The sequence below is a fragment of the Pseudorhodoplanes sp. genome, assembly GCF_059499825.1.
In genome coordinates this window covers 238874-257001 of sequence record NZ_JCABZI010000005.1, presented here as the reverse complement: position 1 = coordinate 257001, position 18128 = coordinate 238874, and the positions used below count along the sequence as shown (strand labels likewise).

General features: G+C 64.3%; 21 protein-coding genes. 18 read left to right on the top strand and 3 right to left on the bottom strand.

Features of this window, described 5'->3' with window-relative positions:
• The first annotated feature begins 18 nt into the window (after positions 1–18).
• The 9 genes from cysT (at position 19) to AC5I5I_RS08355 (ending at position 8355) form a co-directional block, all read left to right on the top strand.
• Positions 19–858 carry a sulfate ABC transporter permease subunit CysT gene (gene cysT / locus AC5I5I_RS08395; protein WP_495971837.1) on the top strand — a complete coding sequence of 280 codons (840 nt, stop codon included), beginning with the start codon at positions 19–21 and terminating at the stop codon, positions 856–858.
• On the top strand, positions 851–1735 hold the full coding sequence (cysW, locus tag AC5I5I_RS08390) for a sulfate ABC transporter permease subunit CysW (RefSeq protein ID WP_495971835.1): 885 nt from the start codon (positions 851–853) through the stop codon (positions 1733–1735). Before cysT ends, cysW begins: the two co-directional genes overlap by 8 nt.
• 7 nt (positions 1736–1742) lie before the next feature.
• On the top strand, positions 1743–2864 hold the full coding sequence (locus tag AC5I5I_RS08385; protein WP_495971833.1) for a sulfate/molybdate ABC transporter ATP-binding protein: 1122 nt from the start codon (positions 1743–1745) through the stop codon (positions 2862–2864).
• Between the two features lie 128 nt (positions 2865–2992).
• Positions 2993–4012, top strand: a complete 1020-nt coding sequence (gene ilvC / locus AC5I5I_RS08380) for a ketol-acid reductoisomerase (protein WP_495971831.1) — start codon at positions 2993–2995, stop codon at positions 4010–4012.
• Between the two features lie 134 nt (positions 4013–4146).
• Complete coding sequence (locus AC5I5I_RS08375; RefSeq protein ID WP_495971829.1) at positions 4147–4548, top strand: nuclear transport factor 2 family protein; 402 nt, start codon at positions 4147–4149, stop codon at positions 4546–4548.
• A 146-nt stretch (positions 4549–4694) separates the two neighbouring features.
• Positions 4695–5642 (top strand): tripartite tricarboxylate transporter substrate binding protein, encoded by a 948-nt coding sequence (locus AC5I5I_RS08370; RefSeq protein WP_495971827.1) that lies wholly within the window; start codon positions 4695–4697, stop codon positions 5640–5642.
• A gap of 1 nt (position 5643) precedes the next feature.
• The gene (locus tag AC5I5I_RS08365) at positions 5644–6144 is read left to right on the top strand and encodes a MarR family winged helix-turn-helix transcriptional regulator (protein WP_495971825.1); all 501 of its coding nucleotides are present in this window, start codon (positions 5644–5646) and stop codon (positions 6142–6144) included.
• Between the two features lie 18 nt (positions 6145–6162).
• Positions 6163–7218, top strand: a complete 1056-nt coding sequence (gntH, locus tag AC5I5I_RS08360) for a guanitoxin biosynthesis MBL fold metallo-hydrolase GntH (protein ID WP_495971823.1) — start codon at positions 6163–6165, stop codon at positions 7216–7218.
• Between the two features lie 180 nt (positions 7219–7398).
• On the top strand, positions 7399–8355 hold the full coding sequence (locus tag AC5I5I_RS08355) for a Bug family tripartite tricarboxylate transporter substrate binding protein (protein ID WP_495971821.1): 957 nt from the start codon (positions 7399–7401) through the stop codon (positions 8353–8355).
• Positions 8356–8374: 19 nt separating this feature from the next.
• Here the strand turns inward: AC5I5I_RS08355 and AC5I5I_RS08350 are convergent, their stop codons facing one another.
• Positions 8375–9916 (bottom strand): ABC transporter permease/substrate-binding protein, encoded by a 1542-nt coding sequence (locus AC5I5I_RS08350; protein ID WP_495971819.1) that lies wholly within the window; start codon positions 9914–9916, stop codon positions 8375–8377.
• Positions 9916–10701: an ATP-binding cassette domain-containing protein gene (locus AC5I5I_RS08345; RefSeq protein ID WP_495971817.1), complete on the bottom strand. Its 786-nt coding sequence runs from the start codon at positions 10699–10701 to the stop codon at positions 9916–9918. Before AC5I5I_RS08345 ends, AC5I5I_RS08350 begins: the two co-directional genes overlap by 1 nt.
• A 94-nt stretch (positions 10702–10795) precedes the next feature.
• Here AC5I5I_RS08345 and AC5I5I_RS08340 point away from each other — a divergent pair, with 94 nt between their 5' ends.
• Both AC5I5I_RS08340 and AC5I5I_RS08335 read left to right on the top strand, forming a co-directional pair.
• Entirely contained in the window at positions 10796–11278 is a 483-nt protein-coding gene (locus AC5I5I_RS08340) for a MarR family winged helix-turn-helix transcriptional regulator (RefSeq protein WP_495971815.1), read from the top strand.
• A gap of 35 nt (positions 11279–11313) precedes the next feature.
• Positions 11314–11715, top strand: a complete 402-nt coding sequence (locus tag AC5I5I_RS08335; protein ID WP_495971813.1) for a DUF1398 family protein — start codon at positions 11314–11316, stop codon at positions 11713–11715.
• A gap of 15 nt (positions 11716–11730) precedes the next feature.
• On the opposite strand, the gene AC5I5I_RS08330 is transcribed toward AC5I5I_RS08335, so the two are convergent.
• Positions 11731–11976 carry a hypothetical protein gene (locus AC5I5I_RS08330; RefSeq protein ID WP_495971811.1) on the bottom strand — a complete coding sequence of 82 codons (246 nt, stop codon included), beginning with the start codon at positions 11974–11976 and terminating at the stop codon, positions 11731–11733.
• A gap of 57 nt (positions 11977–12033) precedes the next feature.
• Between AC5I5I_RS08330 and AC5I5I_RS08325 the strand changes: the two genes are divergently transcribed.
• From AC5I5I_RS08325 to AC5I5I_RS08295, 7 genes are all read left to right on the top strand, one after another.
• Positions 12034–12528, top strand: coding sequence for a DUF2165 family protein (locus tag AC5I5I_RS08325; protein WP_495972559.1), 495 nt, complete (start codon positions 12034–12036; stop codon positions 12526–12528).
• A 67-nt stretch (positions 12529–12595) separates the two neighbouring features.
• Positions 12596–13447 carry an ABC transporter ATP-binding protein gene (locus tag AC5I5I_RS08320; RefSeq protein WP_495971809.1) on the top strand — a complete coding sequence of 284 codons (852 nt, stop codon included), beginning with the start codon at positions 12596–12598 and terminating at the stop codon, positions 13445–13447.
• The gene (locus AC5I5I_RS08315) at positions 13444–14235 is read left to right on the top strand and encodes an ABC transporter permease (RefSeq protein WP_495971807.1); all 792 of its coding nucleotides are present in this window, start codon (positions 13444–13446) and stop codon (positions 14233–14235) included. Before AC5I5I_RS08320 ends, AC5I5I_RS08315 begins: the two co-directional genes overlap by 4 nt.
• Before the next feature lie 104 nt (positions 14236–14339).
• Positions 14340–15356: an ABC transporter substrate-binding protein gene (locus AC5I5I_RS08310; RefSeq protein WP_495971805.1), complete on the top strand. Its 1017-nt coding sequence runs from the start codon at positions 14340–14342 to the stop codon at positions 15354–15356.
• A 180-nt stretch (positions 15357–15536) separates the two neighbouring features.
• Positions 15537–16388, top strand: coding sequence for a pyridoxal kinase PdxY (gene pdxY / locus AC5I5I_RS08305; protein WP_495971803.1), 852 nt, complete (start codon positions 15537–15539; stop codon positions 16386–16388).
• Between the two features lie 141 nt (positions 16389–16529).
• Positions 16530–17423: a PhzF family phenazine biosynthesis protein gene (locus AC5I5I_RS08300; RefSeq protein WP_495971801.1), complete on the top strand. Its 894-nt coding sequence runs from the start codon at positions 16530–16532 to the stop codon at positions 17421–17423.
• The gene (locus AC5I5I_RS08295) at positions 17423–18118 is read left to right on the top strand and encodes an NUDIX hydrolase (protein WP_495971799.1); all 696 of its coding nucleotides are present in this window, start codon (positions 17423–17425) and stop codon (positions 18116–18118) included. Before AC5I5I_RS08300 ends, AC5I5I_RS08295 begins: the two co-directional genes overlap by 1 nt.
• The last annotated feature ends 10 nt before the right edge of the window (positions 18119–18128 follow it).

Below are 18128 nucleotides of genomic sequence, written 5' to 3'. Positions count from 1 at the left end.
CATCGGAGCACATTGGCTATGGCGGGATTCCGGTTTCGGGAGCCGAGCATTATTCCGGGCTTCCGGCTGACGTTCGGCTTCACGATCTTTTACCTGTCGCTGATCGTGCTGATTCCGATCGTCGGCCTCTACATCAAGACCTTCGAGCTCGACTGGAGCCGCTTTGTCGCGATCGTGACCGGGCCAAGATTCATGGCGGCGTTGAAGCTGAGCTTCGGTGCGTCGCTGCTCGCCGCGCTGTTCAACGTGGTGATCGGTGTCGTGATTGCGTGGGTACTGGTCCGCTACCGGTTCTTCGCGCGGCGGCTTCTCGATGCCATCGTCGATCTGCCCTTTGCGTTGCCGACCGCCGTTGCCGGTATTGCGCTGACCGCGCTTTATGTTCCGCAGGGCTGGATCGGCCAGTTGTTTTCGCCGCTTGGCATCACCATCGCCTATACCCCGATCGGTATCTGGATCGCACTGGTCTTTATCGGCTTGCCGTTCGTCGTTCGCACCGTGCAGCCGGTGCTCGAAGACTTCAACCGCGAGGTCGAGGAAGCCGCCGCCACACTTGGCGCGCCACGGCGGACCACGATCCTGCGCATCATATTGCCACCGTTGTTTCCGGCGATCCTGACCGGCTTCGCGCTCGCCTTTGCCCGCGCCGTCGGCGAATATGGCTCGGTGATCTTCATCGCCGGCAATATTCCGCGACAGACCGAAATCCTGCCGCTTCTCATCGTGTTCCGGCTTGAGGAGCGCGACTACGCGGCCGCCGCCGCGATTGCCGCGGTGATGCTCACCATCTCGTTCGCGATCCTCCTGCTCATCAACCTCATTCAGTTCTGGAGCTACCGGAGGTACGGTCATGTCTGAGACGGCAATCGAAATGCGTGCCGTCCGCTCTCCGGTCACCGAAACGCGGCCGGTCCGCGTCGTGCTGATCGTGCTGAGCGTCCTGTTCCTGGCGGTGTTCCTTGTTGCGCCGTTGCTGACTGTCTTCGTGCAGGCTCTCAGCATGGGTCTTGGTCCGGCGCTCGCGACGTTCGGCGACCCGGAAGCGATCGCCGCGATCAAGTTGACGCTGCTGGTGGCCGCGATCGCGGTGCCCTGCAATCTCGTATTCGGCGTGGCGGCGGCCTGGTGCATCGCCAAGTATCGTTTTCCCGGCCGGGCGCTGCTGATCTCGCTGATCGACCTGCCATTCTCCGTGTCGCCCGTCGTCGCCGGCCTCGTCTATGTCTTGCTGCTCGGACCGTTCACGCCGATCGGCGCCTGGTTCCTGCAGGATTTCGGCGTGCGCATCATTTTCGCCGTCCCGGGCGTTATTCTCGCGACCATCTTCGTGACATTTCCCTTCATCGCGCGCGAACTGATCCCGCTGATGCAGGATCAGGGCACCGGTGACGAGGAGGCGGCGCTGTCGCTCGGCGCGTCCGGCTGGCAGACTTTTTTCTACGTGACCTTGCCGAACGTGAAATGGGCGCTGCTCTACGGCGTCCTGCTGTGCAATGCCCGCGCCATGGGCGAATTCGGCGCAGTGGCGGTCATCTCCGGCAAGCTCAGGGGCGAAACGGTGACCATGCCGCTGCAGATTGAGCTATATTATCAGGAGTTCAGGGCGCTGGCCCAAGTCTCCGCCTTCAGCATGGCGGCTGTGCTTGCAGGGCTCGCGTTGTTGACGCTGGTGATCAAGACCTGGCTGGAATGGCGTTACGCCGACCAACTCGCCGCAACCCGAAGCGGACATTGAGGACAACATGGAACTGGCCATCAGAAACGTTCGGAAACAGTTCGACCGATTCCCGGCGCTCCATGACGTGTCGCTCGACATCCGCTCCGGCGAACTGATCGCATTGTTGGGACCATCAGGCTCGGGCAAGACCACGTTGCTGCGCCTGATTGCCGGACTCGATTTCCCGAGTGCGGGCTCGATTTTCTTCGGCAACGAGGATGCCTCTTTCAAGTCGGTGCAGGAGCGGAATGTCGGCTTCGTTTTCCAGCAATATGCGCTGTTCCGGCACATGACGGTGGCGGAGAATATCGGCTTCGGACTTAAAGTCCGGCCGGCCGCGACGCGTCCGCCCAAGGCGGAAATCCGCCGCCGTGCGTCCGAACTGCTGGACCTTGTTCAGCTGTCGGGCCTGGAGAAACGCTATCCGAACCAGCTCTCCGGAGGCCAGCGCCAGCGCGTCGCGCTCGCCCGCGCGCTCGCGATCGAGCCGCGCGTGCTGCTGCTTGATGAGCCGTTCGGCGCGCTCGATGCTCAGGTCCGCCGGGAGCTGCGCCGCTGGCTGCGCGAGATCCACGACCGGACCGGACACACCACCGTCTTCGTCACCCACGACCAGGAGGAGGCGCTTGAGCTTGCCGATCGCGTCGTGGTGATGAGCCAGGGCAAGATCGAGCAGGTCGGCACTGCCGACGAGGTTTACGACACGCCCAATTCGCCCTTCGTATTCGGCTTCATCGGAGAGTCGAGTTCGCTTCCAGTGCGCGTCGAGAGCGGCCAGATCTGGCTGGACGACCGTGCGATCGGGCTGGCGGCCAAGGATGCGCAGGATGGCCAGGCGGCGCTCTATTTTCGGCCGCACGATGTAGAACTGGTGGACGGATGCGGCGGCTGCATTGCCGGGACGGTGTCGGCCAGCCGCCGGGTGGCGGGCACCAAGCGCGTCGAGCTGGAAATCGGCGGCGGGCAGCACCGCGTCGAGATCGAGGTGCCGGCAGCACACCCTGCGGCCCAGGGAGCCCGGATCGCCTTCAGGCCGAACCGCTGGAAGCTGTTCCCCGAGGCGGGGCAATCGTCGCCACGTCGGTCGACTCCCGTGGAATCCGCCCCATACGCACCGAAACCGCTTCTGCGGGTGGTTAACTCCTGAGAAAGGCGTCGGCCACAGGGCTTGCCGCGCGCCCCCCATCCCCCTAGAAACCCTGCCAACGGCGCCGGAACCACCTCCGGCGCCTTGCAGCGATTGCGGCCGGGAGCCGCCATTTCACGGGGTTTATAATGCGCGTTTATTACGACCGGGATGCCGACCTGAACCTGATCAAGGGCAAGAAGGTCGCCGTCGTCGGCTATGGCAGCCAGGGCCATGCCCACGCCCTCAACATGCGGGATTCCGGCGTGAAGGACGTGGCGATCGCGCTGCGCAAGGGTTCCGCCTCCGCCAAGAAGGCCGAGGGCGAGGGCTTCAAGGTGATGGAAGTGGCCGAGGCCGCCAAATGGGCCGACGTCATCATGATGCTGACTCCTGACGAATTGCAGGGCGACATCTATCGCGACCACCTGCATGCCAACATGAAGAACGGCGCCGCGCTCCTGTTCGCGCATGGCCTGAACGTGCATTTCAACCTGATCGAGCCGCGCGCCGATCTCGACGTGCTGATGGTCGCGCCGAAGGGCCCCGGCCACACCGTGCGCGGCGAATATCAGCGCGGCGCCGGCGTGCCCTGCCTGATCGCGATCCACAAGGACTCGTCCGGCAATGCGCATGACCTCGGCCTGAGCTACGCTTCGGCGATCGGCGGCGGCCGCGCCGGCATCATCGAGACCAGCTTCAAGGAGGAATGCGAAACCGACCTGTTCGGCGAGCAGACCGTTCTCTGCGGCGGTCTCGTCGAACTGATCAAGGCCGGCTTCGAGACGCTGGTCGAGGCGGGCTACGCGCCGGAAATGGCGTATTTCGAATGCCTGCACGAGGTGAAGCTGATCGTCGACCTGATCTACGAAGGCGGCATCGCCAACATGAATTACTCGATCTCCAACACCGCCGAATACGGCGAGTATGTCACCGGCCCGCGCATCATCACGCCGGAGACCAAGGCGGAGATGAAGCGGGTGCTGAACGACATCCAGTCCGGCAAGTTCACCCGCGACTGGATGCTGGAAAACAAGGTCAACCAGACTTCGTTCAAGGCAACCCGTGCCAAACTCGCCGCCCACGACATCGAGAAGGTTGGCGAGAAGCTGCGCGAGATGATGCCTTGGATCAAGCAGCGGGCATTGGTGGACAAGACTAAGAACTGATCCACGTGCTCTTGCGAAAGTGTTTCGAAAGGCCGGCACAGGGTGCCGGCCTTTTTTATCGTGTGCGGTTCGCGCCCCGGTAGACAGCCAAAACCCCTCGCGCAATGATGGTGTCTTCCTGGGGAGGACTTCAGATGACGCGCGACGAGATGCTGAAAGTGATGGGCGACGGCTACATCGCCCGCGTGAATGGCGACGTGGACAGGGTGCTTGCGGTGTTCACGCCGGATGCGAAATTCACGCTGAATGCGTCGCCACCGCAGCCGACCGTTTCGGTGATGACGGAAGGTGGCGGCATGCGGGCGGCCTTGTCCCAACTCGTCGAGGCGTTCGAGTTCAAGGATCTCAAGATTGTCGATTCCGTCGTCGAGGGATCCAAGGCCGCGATCCGCATCCGCTTCACCGTGAGATCGCGGGCGACCGGAAAATCCGCCGTGACGGAATCGCTGGACCTGATCGAATTCCGCGACGGCAAGGTGGCGTCCTACACGCAGTTCTTCGACTCGGCGATTGCCGACCGCCTGCTGGCGCCCTGACAAGCCGCCATCGATGTCTCGCTGGCGCCGGCGGAGTGCCGACGCATCGGCCATTGCCGCCTAATTTTGCTTGCAATTGCAAATGCAATTGGCTGCAATGGCGTCGCCGGTTTTGATGTCGACATCGTGGTTCGCGGAGGTTTCCGATGCTGTTGATCATGCGAGCGTTGCTCGTGGCCGCCGTTTCGGTGGTACCCGCAGCCGTGTGGGCGCAAACCTATCCGACGCGCAGCATTGAAATGATCGTGCCGTTTCCCGCCGGCGCCAACAGCGACCTCGCCGCGCGTCCGCTCGCGGATGCGCTGTCGAAAGCGCTCGGGCAGCCGGTGGTAGTGGCGAACAAGGATGGTGCCGCAGGCGTCATCGGCACCAGCGCAGTCGCCGCGGCGCAGCCCGACGGCTATACGCTCGGCTTCTCCGCCATGGGCGTGGTGACCGCGCAGCCGCATCTGCGCGACGGCCTGCGCTACAGCGCCGCCTCGTTCGATTACATCTGCCAGGTGACCGACGTGATCGTGGTCGCCTCGGTGTCCAACGAAAGCCCGCACAAAAGCTTTAAGGATCTGGTCGCCTATATCCGCGCCAACCCGGAAAAGGTGACCTACGGCCATCCCGGACCGGGCACGGTGCCGAACCTGCTGATGCTGCAGATGTCCGCCGACAATGATCTGAAGCTGACCGCGGTGCCGTTCCGCGGCGATGCACTCGGCTTCAACGCGTTGCTCGGCAACCATATTGACCTGCTGATGTCGGCCGATGCCACAGTGACGGGCAAGAATGTGCGCACGCTCGCGGTGTTCGGCGACGAACGCCTGCCGGCCATGCCCGATGTGCCGACGACCAAGGAGATGGGTCTCGGCACCGGGTTCGGCACGCCGAACGCGCTGTTCGCGCCCAAGGGGCTGCCGCCGGAGGTGCTGGCGAAGCTGCGATCGGCCTGTGCGTCGGCGATGAAGTCGGAGGCGACGCTCGACGCCATGAAGAAGGCGCGTCACAACGTTCGCTATCTCGATGGCGACGCCTTGGCGGCGCGTGTCGGACGCGATGCCGACACCATCGGCGCTCTGATCAAGAAAACCGGCCGGCCGAACTGATATGCCGCGCAAGCCTGCGCCGGCGCGCGCCGGCAGCGAGGCGCTCGATCTCGAGCGCTTCGAGCCGTTCATGATCAATTCGTTGACCCGCCGCTTCAATGGACGGCTGGAGAAGGCTTTCCGCAGCAAACGCCTGACCATCCACGACTGGCGGCTGCTGGCGACGCTTGCCAATACGCAGCTCAACCGGCCCGCCGACATCGCCGATTATATCGCCACCGACCCGTCGACCCTGAGCCGCATGATCGACCGCTTCGTGCGCTCGGGCGTGATGGTGCGCCACAAGCCAGCGGGCGAGGCGCGCATCACCGAACTTGCGCTGACCAAACTCGGCCAGTCGCTGTACCAGGCGGCGCTGGAGGTGATCACCGCAGAGCGCGACCGGATGGTCGGCGCGTTTACTGCGAGCGAGAAGCAGCAATTCCTGCGGCTGCTGACGAAACTTGTCGATTCCTACGAGCCCGCCGCGACCCTGCCGCAGGGCAGGACATCGGCAGCCTGAGACCGGAGATGCAGTTCCATGCGTGAATACCGCGACCATTATTTCCCGAACACCGAGCCGCTTGCGGCCGACGAGATGCGCATCATCGCGCTCGGCACCGGGCGGCCCTATCTGCGCAAGGATCAGGTCAATACCGGCTGGTTGGTCGAACTCGGCAACGGCGACAAGTTCCTGATCGATTTCGGCTTTGGCACGCAGCGCAATTTCGTGTCGCTGGAGATTCCTTACAACGCCATCACCGCGGTCATCGCCACGCATCTTCACACCGACCATGTCGGCGATTTCATGCAGATCCGGCAAGGCGGCTGGTCGGGCGGACGGATGCATCCGCTGCAGGTCTACGGGCCGTCGGGAAAAATTCCCGAACACGGCATGAAGCATTTCGTAAAGCACCAGATCGAGTCGCTGCGCTGGGACGCCGATACCCGCCACGGATTGCTGCCGCTGGTCGGGTCCGAGGTCGATGTCCATGAATTCGATTACGCGAAGGTTGCGGTGATCTACGACAAGAACGGCGTCAAGATCACGTCGTTCCCGGCCGTGCACATTTACGACGGCCCGGTGTCGCTGCGCCTCGAATGGAACGGGCTGACATTCGTCTATTCCGGCGACACCACGCCGTCCTATTTCATGGTCGAGAACGGCAAGGGCGCCGACATCATGATCCACGAAACCTTCGACCGCTGGCAGGTGATGATGGACCGCGCCGGCTATGACGAGCGCACCGCGCGCGGCGTCTGCACCGTCGCACATTCCGATCCGGAAGAAGCGGGCAGCGTGTTCGCGCTCTGCCAGCCGCGGCTCGCGGTCGGCTATCACTTCTACAATGACGACGAGACCTTGCCCGGACATCTGGACGCGGTGCGCAAGAGTTATGGCGGGCCGCTGGTGTTCGCGCGCGACCTGATGGTGTTCAACGTCACCAAGGAGCAGGTGAAGTGGCGGATGGCCGTGACCGCCGGCACCACCTGGCCGAACAAGGAATTCCATGACGAGGGATTCAAGAAGCTGCCGCGCGGCGAGAAGCTAAAAATGTCGCAATGGCTGCTGGACAAGGTGATGTTCCAGAAATAATCCGGCGAGCGCGCAGCAACAGCCATTCCGAGAGTGGGATGGCTGCGCAGTGCATCTGTCTATGGTGCTGCAGTCACGGCTGCCCACGTGCGTATGGTGCGATGCAGCACCTGTTTTCGCTTGCTTTTGGCAACCTGTTTGAGTCGAATTCCGGCCCCCGTATCGGAGTTCTGACGCGTCATGATCGGCAAGCGGACTGGTTGCATCGTCGCCTTGGCATTGTTTGCGTTGGCGCCGCCCGTGCCCGCATTCGCGCAGGCGCAACCGTCGCGCAATATCGAACTGATCATTCCGTTTCCGGCAGGCGGCGTCACCGATATCGTCGCGCGCATGCTGGCCGAGGGACTATCGAAAGAACTCGGCCAGTCCTTCGTCGTGGTCAACCGCGATGGAGCGGGCGGCACCATCGGCGCGACCGCGACCGCGCTGGCGGCGCCGGACGGCGCCACCCTCGGCTTTTCCGCGATGGGTGTGATCACCGGCCGGCCGCATCTGCGCAGCGACCTGCGCTACAACGTGAAGTCCTTCGACTATATCTGCCAGGTCTCGGTCACTCCGACGGTGATCGTTGTCTCGCCGGAGTCTCCGGTGCGGTCGCTGAAGGAATTGTTCGAGAAGGCGCGCCAGGCCCCCGACACGCTCACCTACGGCCATCCCGGACCCGGCAGCATCCCGCATCTTCAGATGCTCGATCTGTCGGCGCGGGCCGGCGTTTCGCTCACGTCGGTCCCGTTCCGCGGCGACGCTCCGGCGCGCACCGCGCTGATGGGCAATCATATCGATGTGCAGATGGCAGGCGATGCCGGAGGCGTCGGCAACATGCGGCCGCTCGCCATTATCGCGCGCGATCGCATCCCGATCCTGCCGGATGTGCCGACCACGAACGAACTTGGCTTCGGCGAAGGCTTTGCGACACCGTTCGGCCTCTATGCGCCGAAGGGCGTATCGCCGGAAACGTTGACGCGGATGCGCAAGGCGTGCGCGGACACCGTGAAGTCCGACGGCTTCCGCGCGGGCATGAAGAAATCCGGGCAGACCATCGACTATTTCGACGGACCGGATTTTGCGGTGCGGATGGAGCAGGTCTCGAAGCAGATCGGCGATCTGGTCGAGAAGGTGCCGTCGCTGAAGAATTAGGTGGCGCGGCAGCGTCAGCTTATTTCCGTAATTGTTGCGCCAACCACGTCGCGACCTGTTCCGGCGGCTGGCTCAGGCCCGCGCGCAGATTGGCCTCGCGCATCAGCGTTACGTCGATCGCGCCGTCAAGCGGCTTGAGTGCTGCGAGCAGGGCTGCGTCGCCCGCCCGCTTCGGCGACACAAGTAGCACAGCATCATAGGGCGGGATCACGCCTTTCGGGTCTTCCAGCACCACGAGGTCGTACTGGGCGATGCGGCCGTCGCTGGTATAGGCCGAGATCACGTCGACCTCGTTGCCGGCAGCGGGATACATGAATTCCGCCTGCATCGCGCGTTGCGCCTTGAACGACAGCCCGTAGGACTCGCGGATCGCGTCCCATTCCGGCCGGCTGAAGAATTCGTAGTCGCCGGCGATGGTGAGTTGCGGCGCGTGCGCGGCGAGATCGGCCAGCGTCTTGATGCCGAGACGCTCGGCTTCGTCGCGCTTCATCGCCAGCGCATAGGCATTCTCGAAGCCCAGCGCGCCGGCCAGCGTGATGCCGCGCTCCCGGTTGAGCCAGCCTGCGACTTCGGCAAGCGTCTCCTTGCGCGGCTGGATGTCGGTCCGCTTCATCACGTTCGCCCAGATGGTGCCGGTATAATCGACATAGGCGTCGATCTCGTTGGCGGCGAGCGCGTCGAAGATGATGCTGGAGCCGAGACCCTCGCGCCGGCGCGCGGTGAGCCCGTTGGCCTCCAGCCGCTGCGCGATCAGGGAGGCGAGGATGTATTGCTCGGCGAAGGTTTTGGCGCCGATCACATACTCGCTCTTGCGGGCGGTGAGCGATGGAATGAGCGCCAGCGCCACGATCAGCGCGAGCCCCGCGAGACCGGTAACGGCGGGCGCACGGCGGCGCTGGGCGGCGCCGCGCTCCATCAGCGACAGCAGAAGGTCGACCGACAGGGCCAGCGCCGCCGCGGCGACGCAGCCGAACAGCACCAAGATCAGGTTCTGGGTCTGCAGGCCGCTGAAGATGTAATTGCCGAGGCTGGTCTGGCCGATCGGTGTTGCCAGCGTCGCGGTGCCGATCACCCAGACCGCGGCGGTGCGGATGCCGGCCATGATCACCGGCAGCGCCAAGGGCAATTCCACCATGAACAGCGATTGCCGCGCGGTCATGCCGACGCCCTGGGCCGCGCGGCGCAGCGCGGGGTCGACGCCGTCGATTCCGGTGATGGTGTTGCGGATCACCGGCAGCATTGAATAGAGCGTGAGCGCCAGGACCGCGGGCAGGAACCCGAGCGCGGAAAATTCGAAGCCCAGATATTGCGCGGTCAGCGCGGCGATGCCGAGCAGCAGCGGATAGAACAAAGCGAGCAGCGCGAGGCCGGGAATGGTCTGCACCACGCTCGCGAATGTGAGCAATATGGTGCGCAGATGCGGCCGCCGCACCGCGAACAGCGACAGTGGAAAGCTGATGGCCAGTCCGAGCGCGAGCGCAGTCAGGCTCACCAGCACATGCTGGCCGAGATAATCCGGCAAGCGCGACCAGGCATCGGCAAAGGCGGGATCCGAGAACATCACGCCGCTCCGCCGGCGCGCATCAGGGCGGTCAGCCGCTCGGCCTGGCGGCGCGGCATGTCCATCAGCGCGCGCACGTCGGGGCTCTGGGTCCCGTCCATCAGCTCATGCGGCGTGCCATAGGCCGCGATTCTGCCCTCATGGATCACCGCGATGCGGTCGGCGAGCAGCACCGCCTCGATCACGTCATGGGTGATCATGACGGTGGTGAGATTCAGCGTGTCATGCAGCGTGCGGTAATCCCGGCTCAGCGCATCGCGGGTCCGCAGGTCGAGCGCGCCGAACGGCTCGTCCATCAGGATCACATGCGGCTCGGCGGCGAGAGCGCGCGCAACGCCGATGCGCTGACGCTGGCCGCCGGACAATTCGGCCGGAAAACGGTCGCGGTACTCGGCAGGCGGCAAGTGCACGCGTTCGAGCAATTCGTCGGCGAGCGTGCTGCGGCGCGCGGCATCCCAGCCCAGCAGCCGCGGCGTGATCGCGATATTCTCAGAGAGCGTCATGTGCGGGAACAGCCCGACATCCTGGAACACGTAGCCGACGCGGCGGCGCAGACCGATCGGATCGAGATCGCGGACGTCATCGCCCTCGAAACGCACAATGCCCGCGCTGGGGTCGATCAGCCGGTTGATCATGCCGAGCAGGGTGGACTTGCCGGAGCCGGACTGGCCGACGATGGCGACGAACGCGCCCTGCGGGATATCCATGGTGACGTCGTCGAGTGCGGGCGGCATGCCCGGCGCGTAGACCTTGGTAACGTGATCGAAGGCGATGATCGGCTGCATCGCGCCATTGTCGCATCTCAGGGGCACGGTCTCAATCAAAAGCCAGTTCATTCGAATTAGTTGACATGGAAAGCAACTCTGCTATATGGTTTCCATGGAAACAAAATCCCAGAAAGCGGCCGGAGCGCGGTCTGGCGTCAGCGCGCTGGAGAGCCATCTCGGCTATTGGCTGCGTTTCGTCTCGAACCAGGTGTCGCAATCGTTCAGCGACAGGCTGCGCGGGCAGGACGTCTCGGTCGCCGAATGGGTGCTGATGCGCGAACTCTATGACGGCGAATGCACGCCGAGCACGCTTGCGCAGCGGATCGGGCTAACCCGCGGCGCCATTACCAAGATCGCGGACCGGTTGATTGCGAAGTCGTTCGTCACCCGCACGGCGAGCGAGACGGATGCGCGGTCGCAGATGCTCGCCTTGACGCGGCAGGGCCGCGCGCTGGTGCCGAAGCTCGCGGCGATCGCGGACCGGAACGACGCGGATTTCTTTGGTCACCTGTCGCCGCGGGAGCGTGCGGCGATCGAGGACGCCATGAAAGGCATCGTCCGCCGGCTTGGACTGAAGGGCCAGCCGGTCGACTGACAATAACTCTATTCATTCCGGAGTGAGGATCGACGATGGATCGTGCAATTCATGACGTGATGGTGGAGGCTTCGCGCGCCTCCGACGAGGGCAACCAGAGCTTCGGCGAGATCGTGAAGCAACTCGCCGATGCCGGTGTCGAGCGCTACCATCAGGACTTCGCGCGCTCCGAGCGCACTTATTATCTGCCGGACGGCGAATCCGAAGTGGTTCGCAACGCGACAGTCGCTGCGACGCTTGCAAGCGCATTTTCGGCGAGCGGCGTCGAGGCCGCAGTGCGTGCGGCGCAGGCCGGCGCCATCCAGTACAAGGAGTTCTGCCGGCGTGTCATGGAGGCGGGCTGCGCCGGCTATCTGGTGTCGATCGCCGGCCGCCGCGTGGTCTATTACGGCCGCTCAGGCGACATGCACATCGAGTATTTCCCCGGCGCGCGATAGCCGCGCGGGCCGCGATTAATTGCGCGCCGGGTGGTCGACTTCCAGCACCAGGATCGCCGGCCCGCTACCGATCAGGTAGCGCCTGCGCAGCACCACGAAATCGTCGGCCGGGTCGCTGCCGAACGACAGCCGGTCGCCGACCTGGACCCGGTCGTCGAGGCTCTGGCTCGCCGCGGCGTTGACATCGAGCCCGGCCGCCTCCGAACGGGCCCGCGCGCTGGCCGTCAGTTCGATCCGAATGAACAGCTTGCGGTCGGTCATTGAGGCGAATCTGCGCAAGGCGCATAAGCGCAGGCGGAGCGGGGGAGGGACATCATGCTGATCGTCCGGCTTGCAAAGGTCGCGATGACGGCGGCGCTGGCTGCGTTCGCATTCATCGTCAGCTACGACAATATCGTCGATTACGGAACCAACTACGAGTTCGTCAAACACGTTCTCAGTATGGATACCACGTTTCCGGGCAACAAGCTGACGGGCCGGGCGATCACCGATCCGAGGCTATGGACGCTGGGATATGTCGGGATCATCGCCGCGGAAGGCGTGGTGTTCCTGCTGCTGGCGGTCGCGACCTTCTCGATGCTGATGGCGTTGCGCGCCCCGGCCGCGAGCTTCCAGCGCGCCAAGACCTGGATGGTGGCGGGCGCTACCATGGGCTTCATGGTCTGGTTCTTCGGCTTCATGGTGGTGGGCGGCGAATATTTTGCGATGTGGCAATCGAAGACCTGGAACGGGCAGGAGGCGGCCTTCCGGTTTTACATGACGCTCCTCGCGGTGCTGATTTTCGTCAACCAGAGGGACGAGGACCTCGCCTGACGCTTGCGCGCATTCGGGCGGCGGGTAATGTCGTCCGCAAAACACGGGCGGGAGCGGAGCTTCGGTGATGGGGGTATCGGCAGCCGAGGCTTTGCCGGCTGGGGCGGAGCGTTCGGCCCCCGCGGTCGCATTGCGCGACGTGACCATCACGTTCCGGCTTGGCAAGGGTGCCACCTACACCGCCGTCAGCGACGCCACCCTGTCGGTTGCGGACGGCGAGTTCGTCGCTATCGTCGGCCCGACTGGCTGCGGCAAATCAACGCTGCTCAATGTGGCGGCCGGTCTGCTGACACCCTCGGCCGGCACCGCCGATATTTTCGGCGAGCCGCTGGCCGGCCTGAATTTGCAATCCGGCTATCTGTTCCAGGCCGATGCCCTGTTCCCCTGGAAGACCTCGCTGCAGAATGTCGCCATCGGTCTCGAGACCGCGGGCGTGCCGACGGCGGAGGCGCGGACGCGGGCGCAGCATTGGCTCAAGCGCGTCGGGCTCGGCGGCTTTGCCGGCCGCTATCCGCATATGCTGTCGGGCGGCCAGCGCAAGCGGGTCGGGCTGGCGCAGGTGCTGATCCGCGATCCGAAGATCCTGTTGATGGACGAGCCATTCGGTCCGCTCGACGCGCAGACCCGACAGATCATGGGCAACCTGCTGCTCGATCTGTGGAGCGCCGACCGCAAGGCGGTGCTGTTCGTCACCCACGATCTGGAAGAAGCGATCGCATTGTCGGACCGGGTGGTGATCATGTCGGCGGGTCCGGCCGCGCGCATCATCGGCGACTGGCGCGTGCCGCTGGCGCGCCCGCGCGACATTTCGGAGGTGAAGCTGGACAAGAGCTTTCACGACCTGCACCGGGAAATCTGGAACGTACTGAAGGACGAGGTGCTGAAAGGCTACGCGCAGACGGAGGGCGGGGAATCATGAACCGCGTCGCGCTTGTCGGTTGCCAGGTCCTCGTCCTCGTGGTGACGCTGCTGGCCTGGCATCTGCTCACCACAATTCCGATGTCGGACGGCAAGCCGCTGGTGCCGCCGTTCTTCTTCTCCACGCCGGGCGACGTGTTCGCGCGCATCTGGCAATGGTTCTACGAGGGCACGATCTGGCGCCATCTGTGGATCACGCTGACCGAGGCGACGCTGGCTTTCGTCATCGGCTCGGTTGGCGGCATCCTGGTCGGCTTCTGGTTCGCGCGTCAGCCGATCATCGCCGCGATCTTCGATCCCTATGTGAAGATGATCAACGCGCTGCCGCGCATCGTGCTGGCGCCGATCTTCACGCTGTGGTTCGGACTCGGAATCTGGTCGAAGGTGGCGCTCGGCGTAACGCTGGTTTTCTTCATCGTGTTCTTCAACGTCTATCAGGGCGTGCGCGAGGTGAGCCCGACGGTGCTCGCCAATGCGAAGATGCTCGGGATGAACGAGCGGCAATTGATGCGCCATGTCTACTGGCCCTCGGCCTTGTCCTGGATGTTCTCCTCGCTGCACACCTCGGTCGGCTTCGCGGTGGTGGGCGCCGTGGTCGGCGAATATCTCGGGTCCGCGGCGGGGCTCGGCTATCTGATCCTGCAGGCGGAGGGAACTTTCGACATTGCCGGGGTCTTCGCCGGCATGTTCGTGCTGGCCGCGTTCGTGATCGTGATCGACGGCTTCGTGACCCTCGCGGAACGGCGATTGCTGGTCTGGCGCCCGGTCGCCGCCGATACGCGGACGTGATGCCATTAACAATGGCCGGACTTTGCAGGTCCGGCGCGGTGTTTTATCGTCCATCATCCAATGCGGCCGGCACAGGCCGCTCGTCGCAACCGGGAGGAATTTTCATGACGACTCGGATCGTCCGGCGGCTGGTTTCGTCGCTGTTTGCGCTCGCGCTGATGTCGGGCGCGGCCTTTGCGCAATCCAAGGTCACTATCGCCATCGGTGGCGCGTCTTGCCTCTGCTACCTGCCGACGGTGTTGGCCAAGCAGCTCGGCGAGTACGAGAAGGCCGGCGTCAATGTCGAGATGGTGGACTTCAAGGGTGGCTCGCAGGCGCTGACCGCGGTGCTGGGCGGATCGGCCGACGTGGTGTCGGGCTATTTCGATCATTGCGTGAACCTCGCCGCCAAGGGCCAGGATCTACAGGCCTTCGTGGTCTATGACCGCTATCCGGGCCTCGTGCTTGTGGTCTCGCCGAAGCAGACTGGCACCATCACCTCGATCAAGGATCTCGCCGGCAAGCGGGTCGGCGTCTCGGCGCCGGGATCGTCGACGCATTACTTCCTGAATTATCTGATGAAGAAGAATGGCGTCGATGCCGGTTCGGTCGGCGTGATCGGCATCGGGCTCGGCGCGACCGCGGTCGCGGCGATGGAGCAGGGCTCGGTCGATGCCGCGGTAATGCTCGATCCGGCGGTGACGCAGCTGCAGGGGCGCAACAAGGATCTGCGCATCCTGTCCGACACGCGTTCCGAAAAGGATACGCTCGATGTGTTCGGCGGCGAATATCCGGGCGGCGCGCTTTACACCAAGGCGGAGTGGATCGAGAAAAATCCGAAGTTGGCGCAGGGGATGGCCACCGCGATTGTCAACACGCTGAAATGGATTCACGCGAATACGCCGGAAGAGATCATGGCGAAGATGCCGCCGGAACTGATCGGCGCCGACAAGGCGCTTTATCTCGATGCGCTGAAGGCCACGATCCCGATGTACTCGCTCACGGGACTGATGGACCCGAAAGGCGCCAAGGCGGTGCTGGACGTGTTCAGCCTGTCCTCGGAGGCGGTCGCGAAGGCCAAGATCGATCTGTCGAAGACCTACACCAACAAGTTTGTCGAACAGGCGCTCAAGGCGAAGTAGGGCGCGCGCTTTTCCTCCGCCCGCGCCTTTCTTCTCCCTCCGCCCGAAAGGGGGAGGGTTGGGGAGGGGGTCATCTTGTTGGTTCAAGGATGCTCGATGACTTGACCCCCACCCGACCGCCTTCGCTATGCTAAGGCGGTCGACCTCCCCCTTTCAGGAGGAGGTGAAGGTCCGCTCACCATGAATCTCCTCTCGATCCAGTCGCACGTCGCTTACGGCCATGTCGGCAATGCCGCCGCGGTGTTTCCGCTGCAGCGGATCGGCGTCGAGGTCTGGCCGGTCAATACCGTGCAATTCTCCAATCATACCGGCTATGGGAGCTGGACCGGCGAGGTGTTCGGCGCAGCCCATATCCGCGATGTGGTGAAGGGCATCGAAGATCGCGGCGTCATGTCGAACTGCGACGGCGTGATCTCCGGTTACATGGGCTCCGCCGAGACCGGCGAGGCGATCCTCGACGCGGTCGCGCGGGTGAAGCACGCCAATCCCGCGGCACAATATTGTTGCGACCCGGTGATCGGCGACGCCGATACCGGAATCTATGTGCGCGAGGGCATCGCGGACTTGATCCGCACCCGCGCGCTGCGGGTTGCGGACGTGGCATGCCCGAACCAGTTCGAAGTCGGCATTCTCACCGGGCTCGACACCGGCACCATGGACGGCATGCTGGCGGCGACGGACTTCCTGCATGCCTTCGGTATCGGCACGCTGCTGGTGACGTCGGTGCAGACCGACGAGACCCCGGACGATCATATCGAGATGCTCGCATCCGGCCGCGATGGCCGGTTCCGCTTGCGCACGCCGCACCTGCCGATCACGGTCAACGGTGCAGGTGACGCGATCGCAGCCTTGTTCTTCGCACATTTGCTGAGGACCGGATCCTGCGCGGACGCAATGGCGCAGGCTGGTTCCTCGCTGTTCGGGGTGCTCAAACTCACCGCCGAGCGTGGTGCGCGGGAGATCCTGCTGATCGAGGCGCAGGACGAACTGGTGAAGCCCTCGCAGGTGTTCGAAGCGGAGAAGATCGACTAAGGCCGCTGCCTCTTCCGGGGTGGGGGTATTTTTCAAACCTGTCCAAATTTATGGACTGGCCTATAAGTCCCCCACCCCCGACCCCTCCCCACCACTCGCTTCGCTCGCGGGAGGAGGGGAGCCCACACAGCGAGCACTTGAATGCGCCGCCGCTTTGTCACCCTCGACGTGTTCACTCAAACCCGCTTCGCCGGCAATCCGCTGGCGGTGGTGCTGGAATCCGACGGCCTCGACAAGGCCGGCATGCAGGCGATCGCACGCGAGTTCAATCTCGCCGAGACCGTGTTCGTGATGCAGCCGTCCAACCAGCGGCATCGTGCGATGCTGCGGATCTTCACGCCGGCGGCGGAGCTGCCATTCGCCGGACATCCGACCGTCGGCACCGCGGTGCTGCTCGGATGCACCTCTGGCTACAATCTCGGCGCACACGAGATGGTGCTGGAAGAAGCGGTCGGCGATGTCCATTGCATGGTGGAAGCCCAGGCCCGCGAACGCGGCCGCGCGAGCTTCGTGCTGCCGCGTCTGCCTGAGCGGGCCGGCGCAGCAGTCAGCGCGGCGGAGGCAGCGACGGCGCTATCCCTGAAAGAGGATGAAATCGGTTTCGGTACGCCCTCTCGCTGGTCGGCCGGCGTACCGGCGCATTTCGTCCCGGTCCGCGATCGCGACGCAATCGGGCGCGCAGCGCCGGCAAGTTCGTTCGAAGCCACGTTCGGCAAGGAAGGCCGTGCAGTGGTCTATCTCTATTGCGGCGAGACCACCGAACCGGGGCACCATTTCCATGCCCGCATGTTCGCGCCGAAGCTCGGCATTCAGGAGGACCCGGCGACCGGCGCGGCCGCGGCGGCCTTCGCCGGCGTGGTGATGGATACCGCGCATCCGGGCGATGGCGAGCATCGCTTCGTGATCGAGCAGGGTTACGAGATGGGCCGGCCAAGCCAGATCGAGCTCGGCATGACGGTGGAGGGCCGGGCGCTCACGCGCGCCACCATCGGCGGGGCCGCGATCATCGTCAGCGACGGACATATCGAGGCGTGATGGCCGCAGATCTACTGCGCATCGAGACGCTGGACCTTCGCATCGCGCCGTTCGACTGGGCGTTTGCGCGCGAGCGTCGGGCCGAGATCGATGCGCATTTCGAGGCGCAGCGGCGCGACAAGCCGGGAATGTGGAACGGCCGCGTGCTGTTGATGAATCGGCACGAGATTTCGGGTGCTGCGCTATTCGGCAGCTTTTTCGAATGCGATTTTGCGAGCTTCATGGCCTGGCGCGATTTCGGCTTTCCGGACGACGGCGTGATCAACTGCTTCGCGCTCGGCGCGCTGCAGGGTTCGGACGGGACTTACGTGCTCGGCGTCATGAGCGCCGGCACGATGAATGGCGGCAGGATCTATTTCCCCGGCGGCACGCCGGACCTGAACGACATCGTCGACGGCAAGGTCGATCTCGACGCCAGTGTCCGCCGCGAGGTCGCGGAGGAGACCGGGCTCGATCCGGAGGACTTCACGATCGATGGCGGCTGGCATTGCCTGCCGGCTGGCCCGATGCTCGCGCTCTTGAAGCCAATGCGCAGCCGTGAGACGGCGCAGCAAATCCGCGACCGCATCCGCGCCCATATCGCACGCGAGGCGGAGCCCGAACTGGCGGACGCCTATGTGGCGCGTGGCGCAGCCGACATCGATCCGATGATGCCCGGCTTTATCCAGACCTTCCTGCGCAGCGCGGCAGGCTGAGATCGCTTGC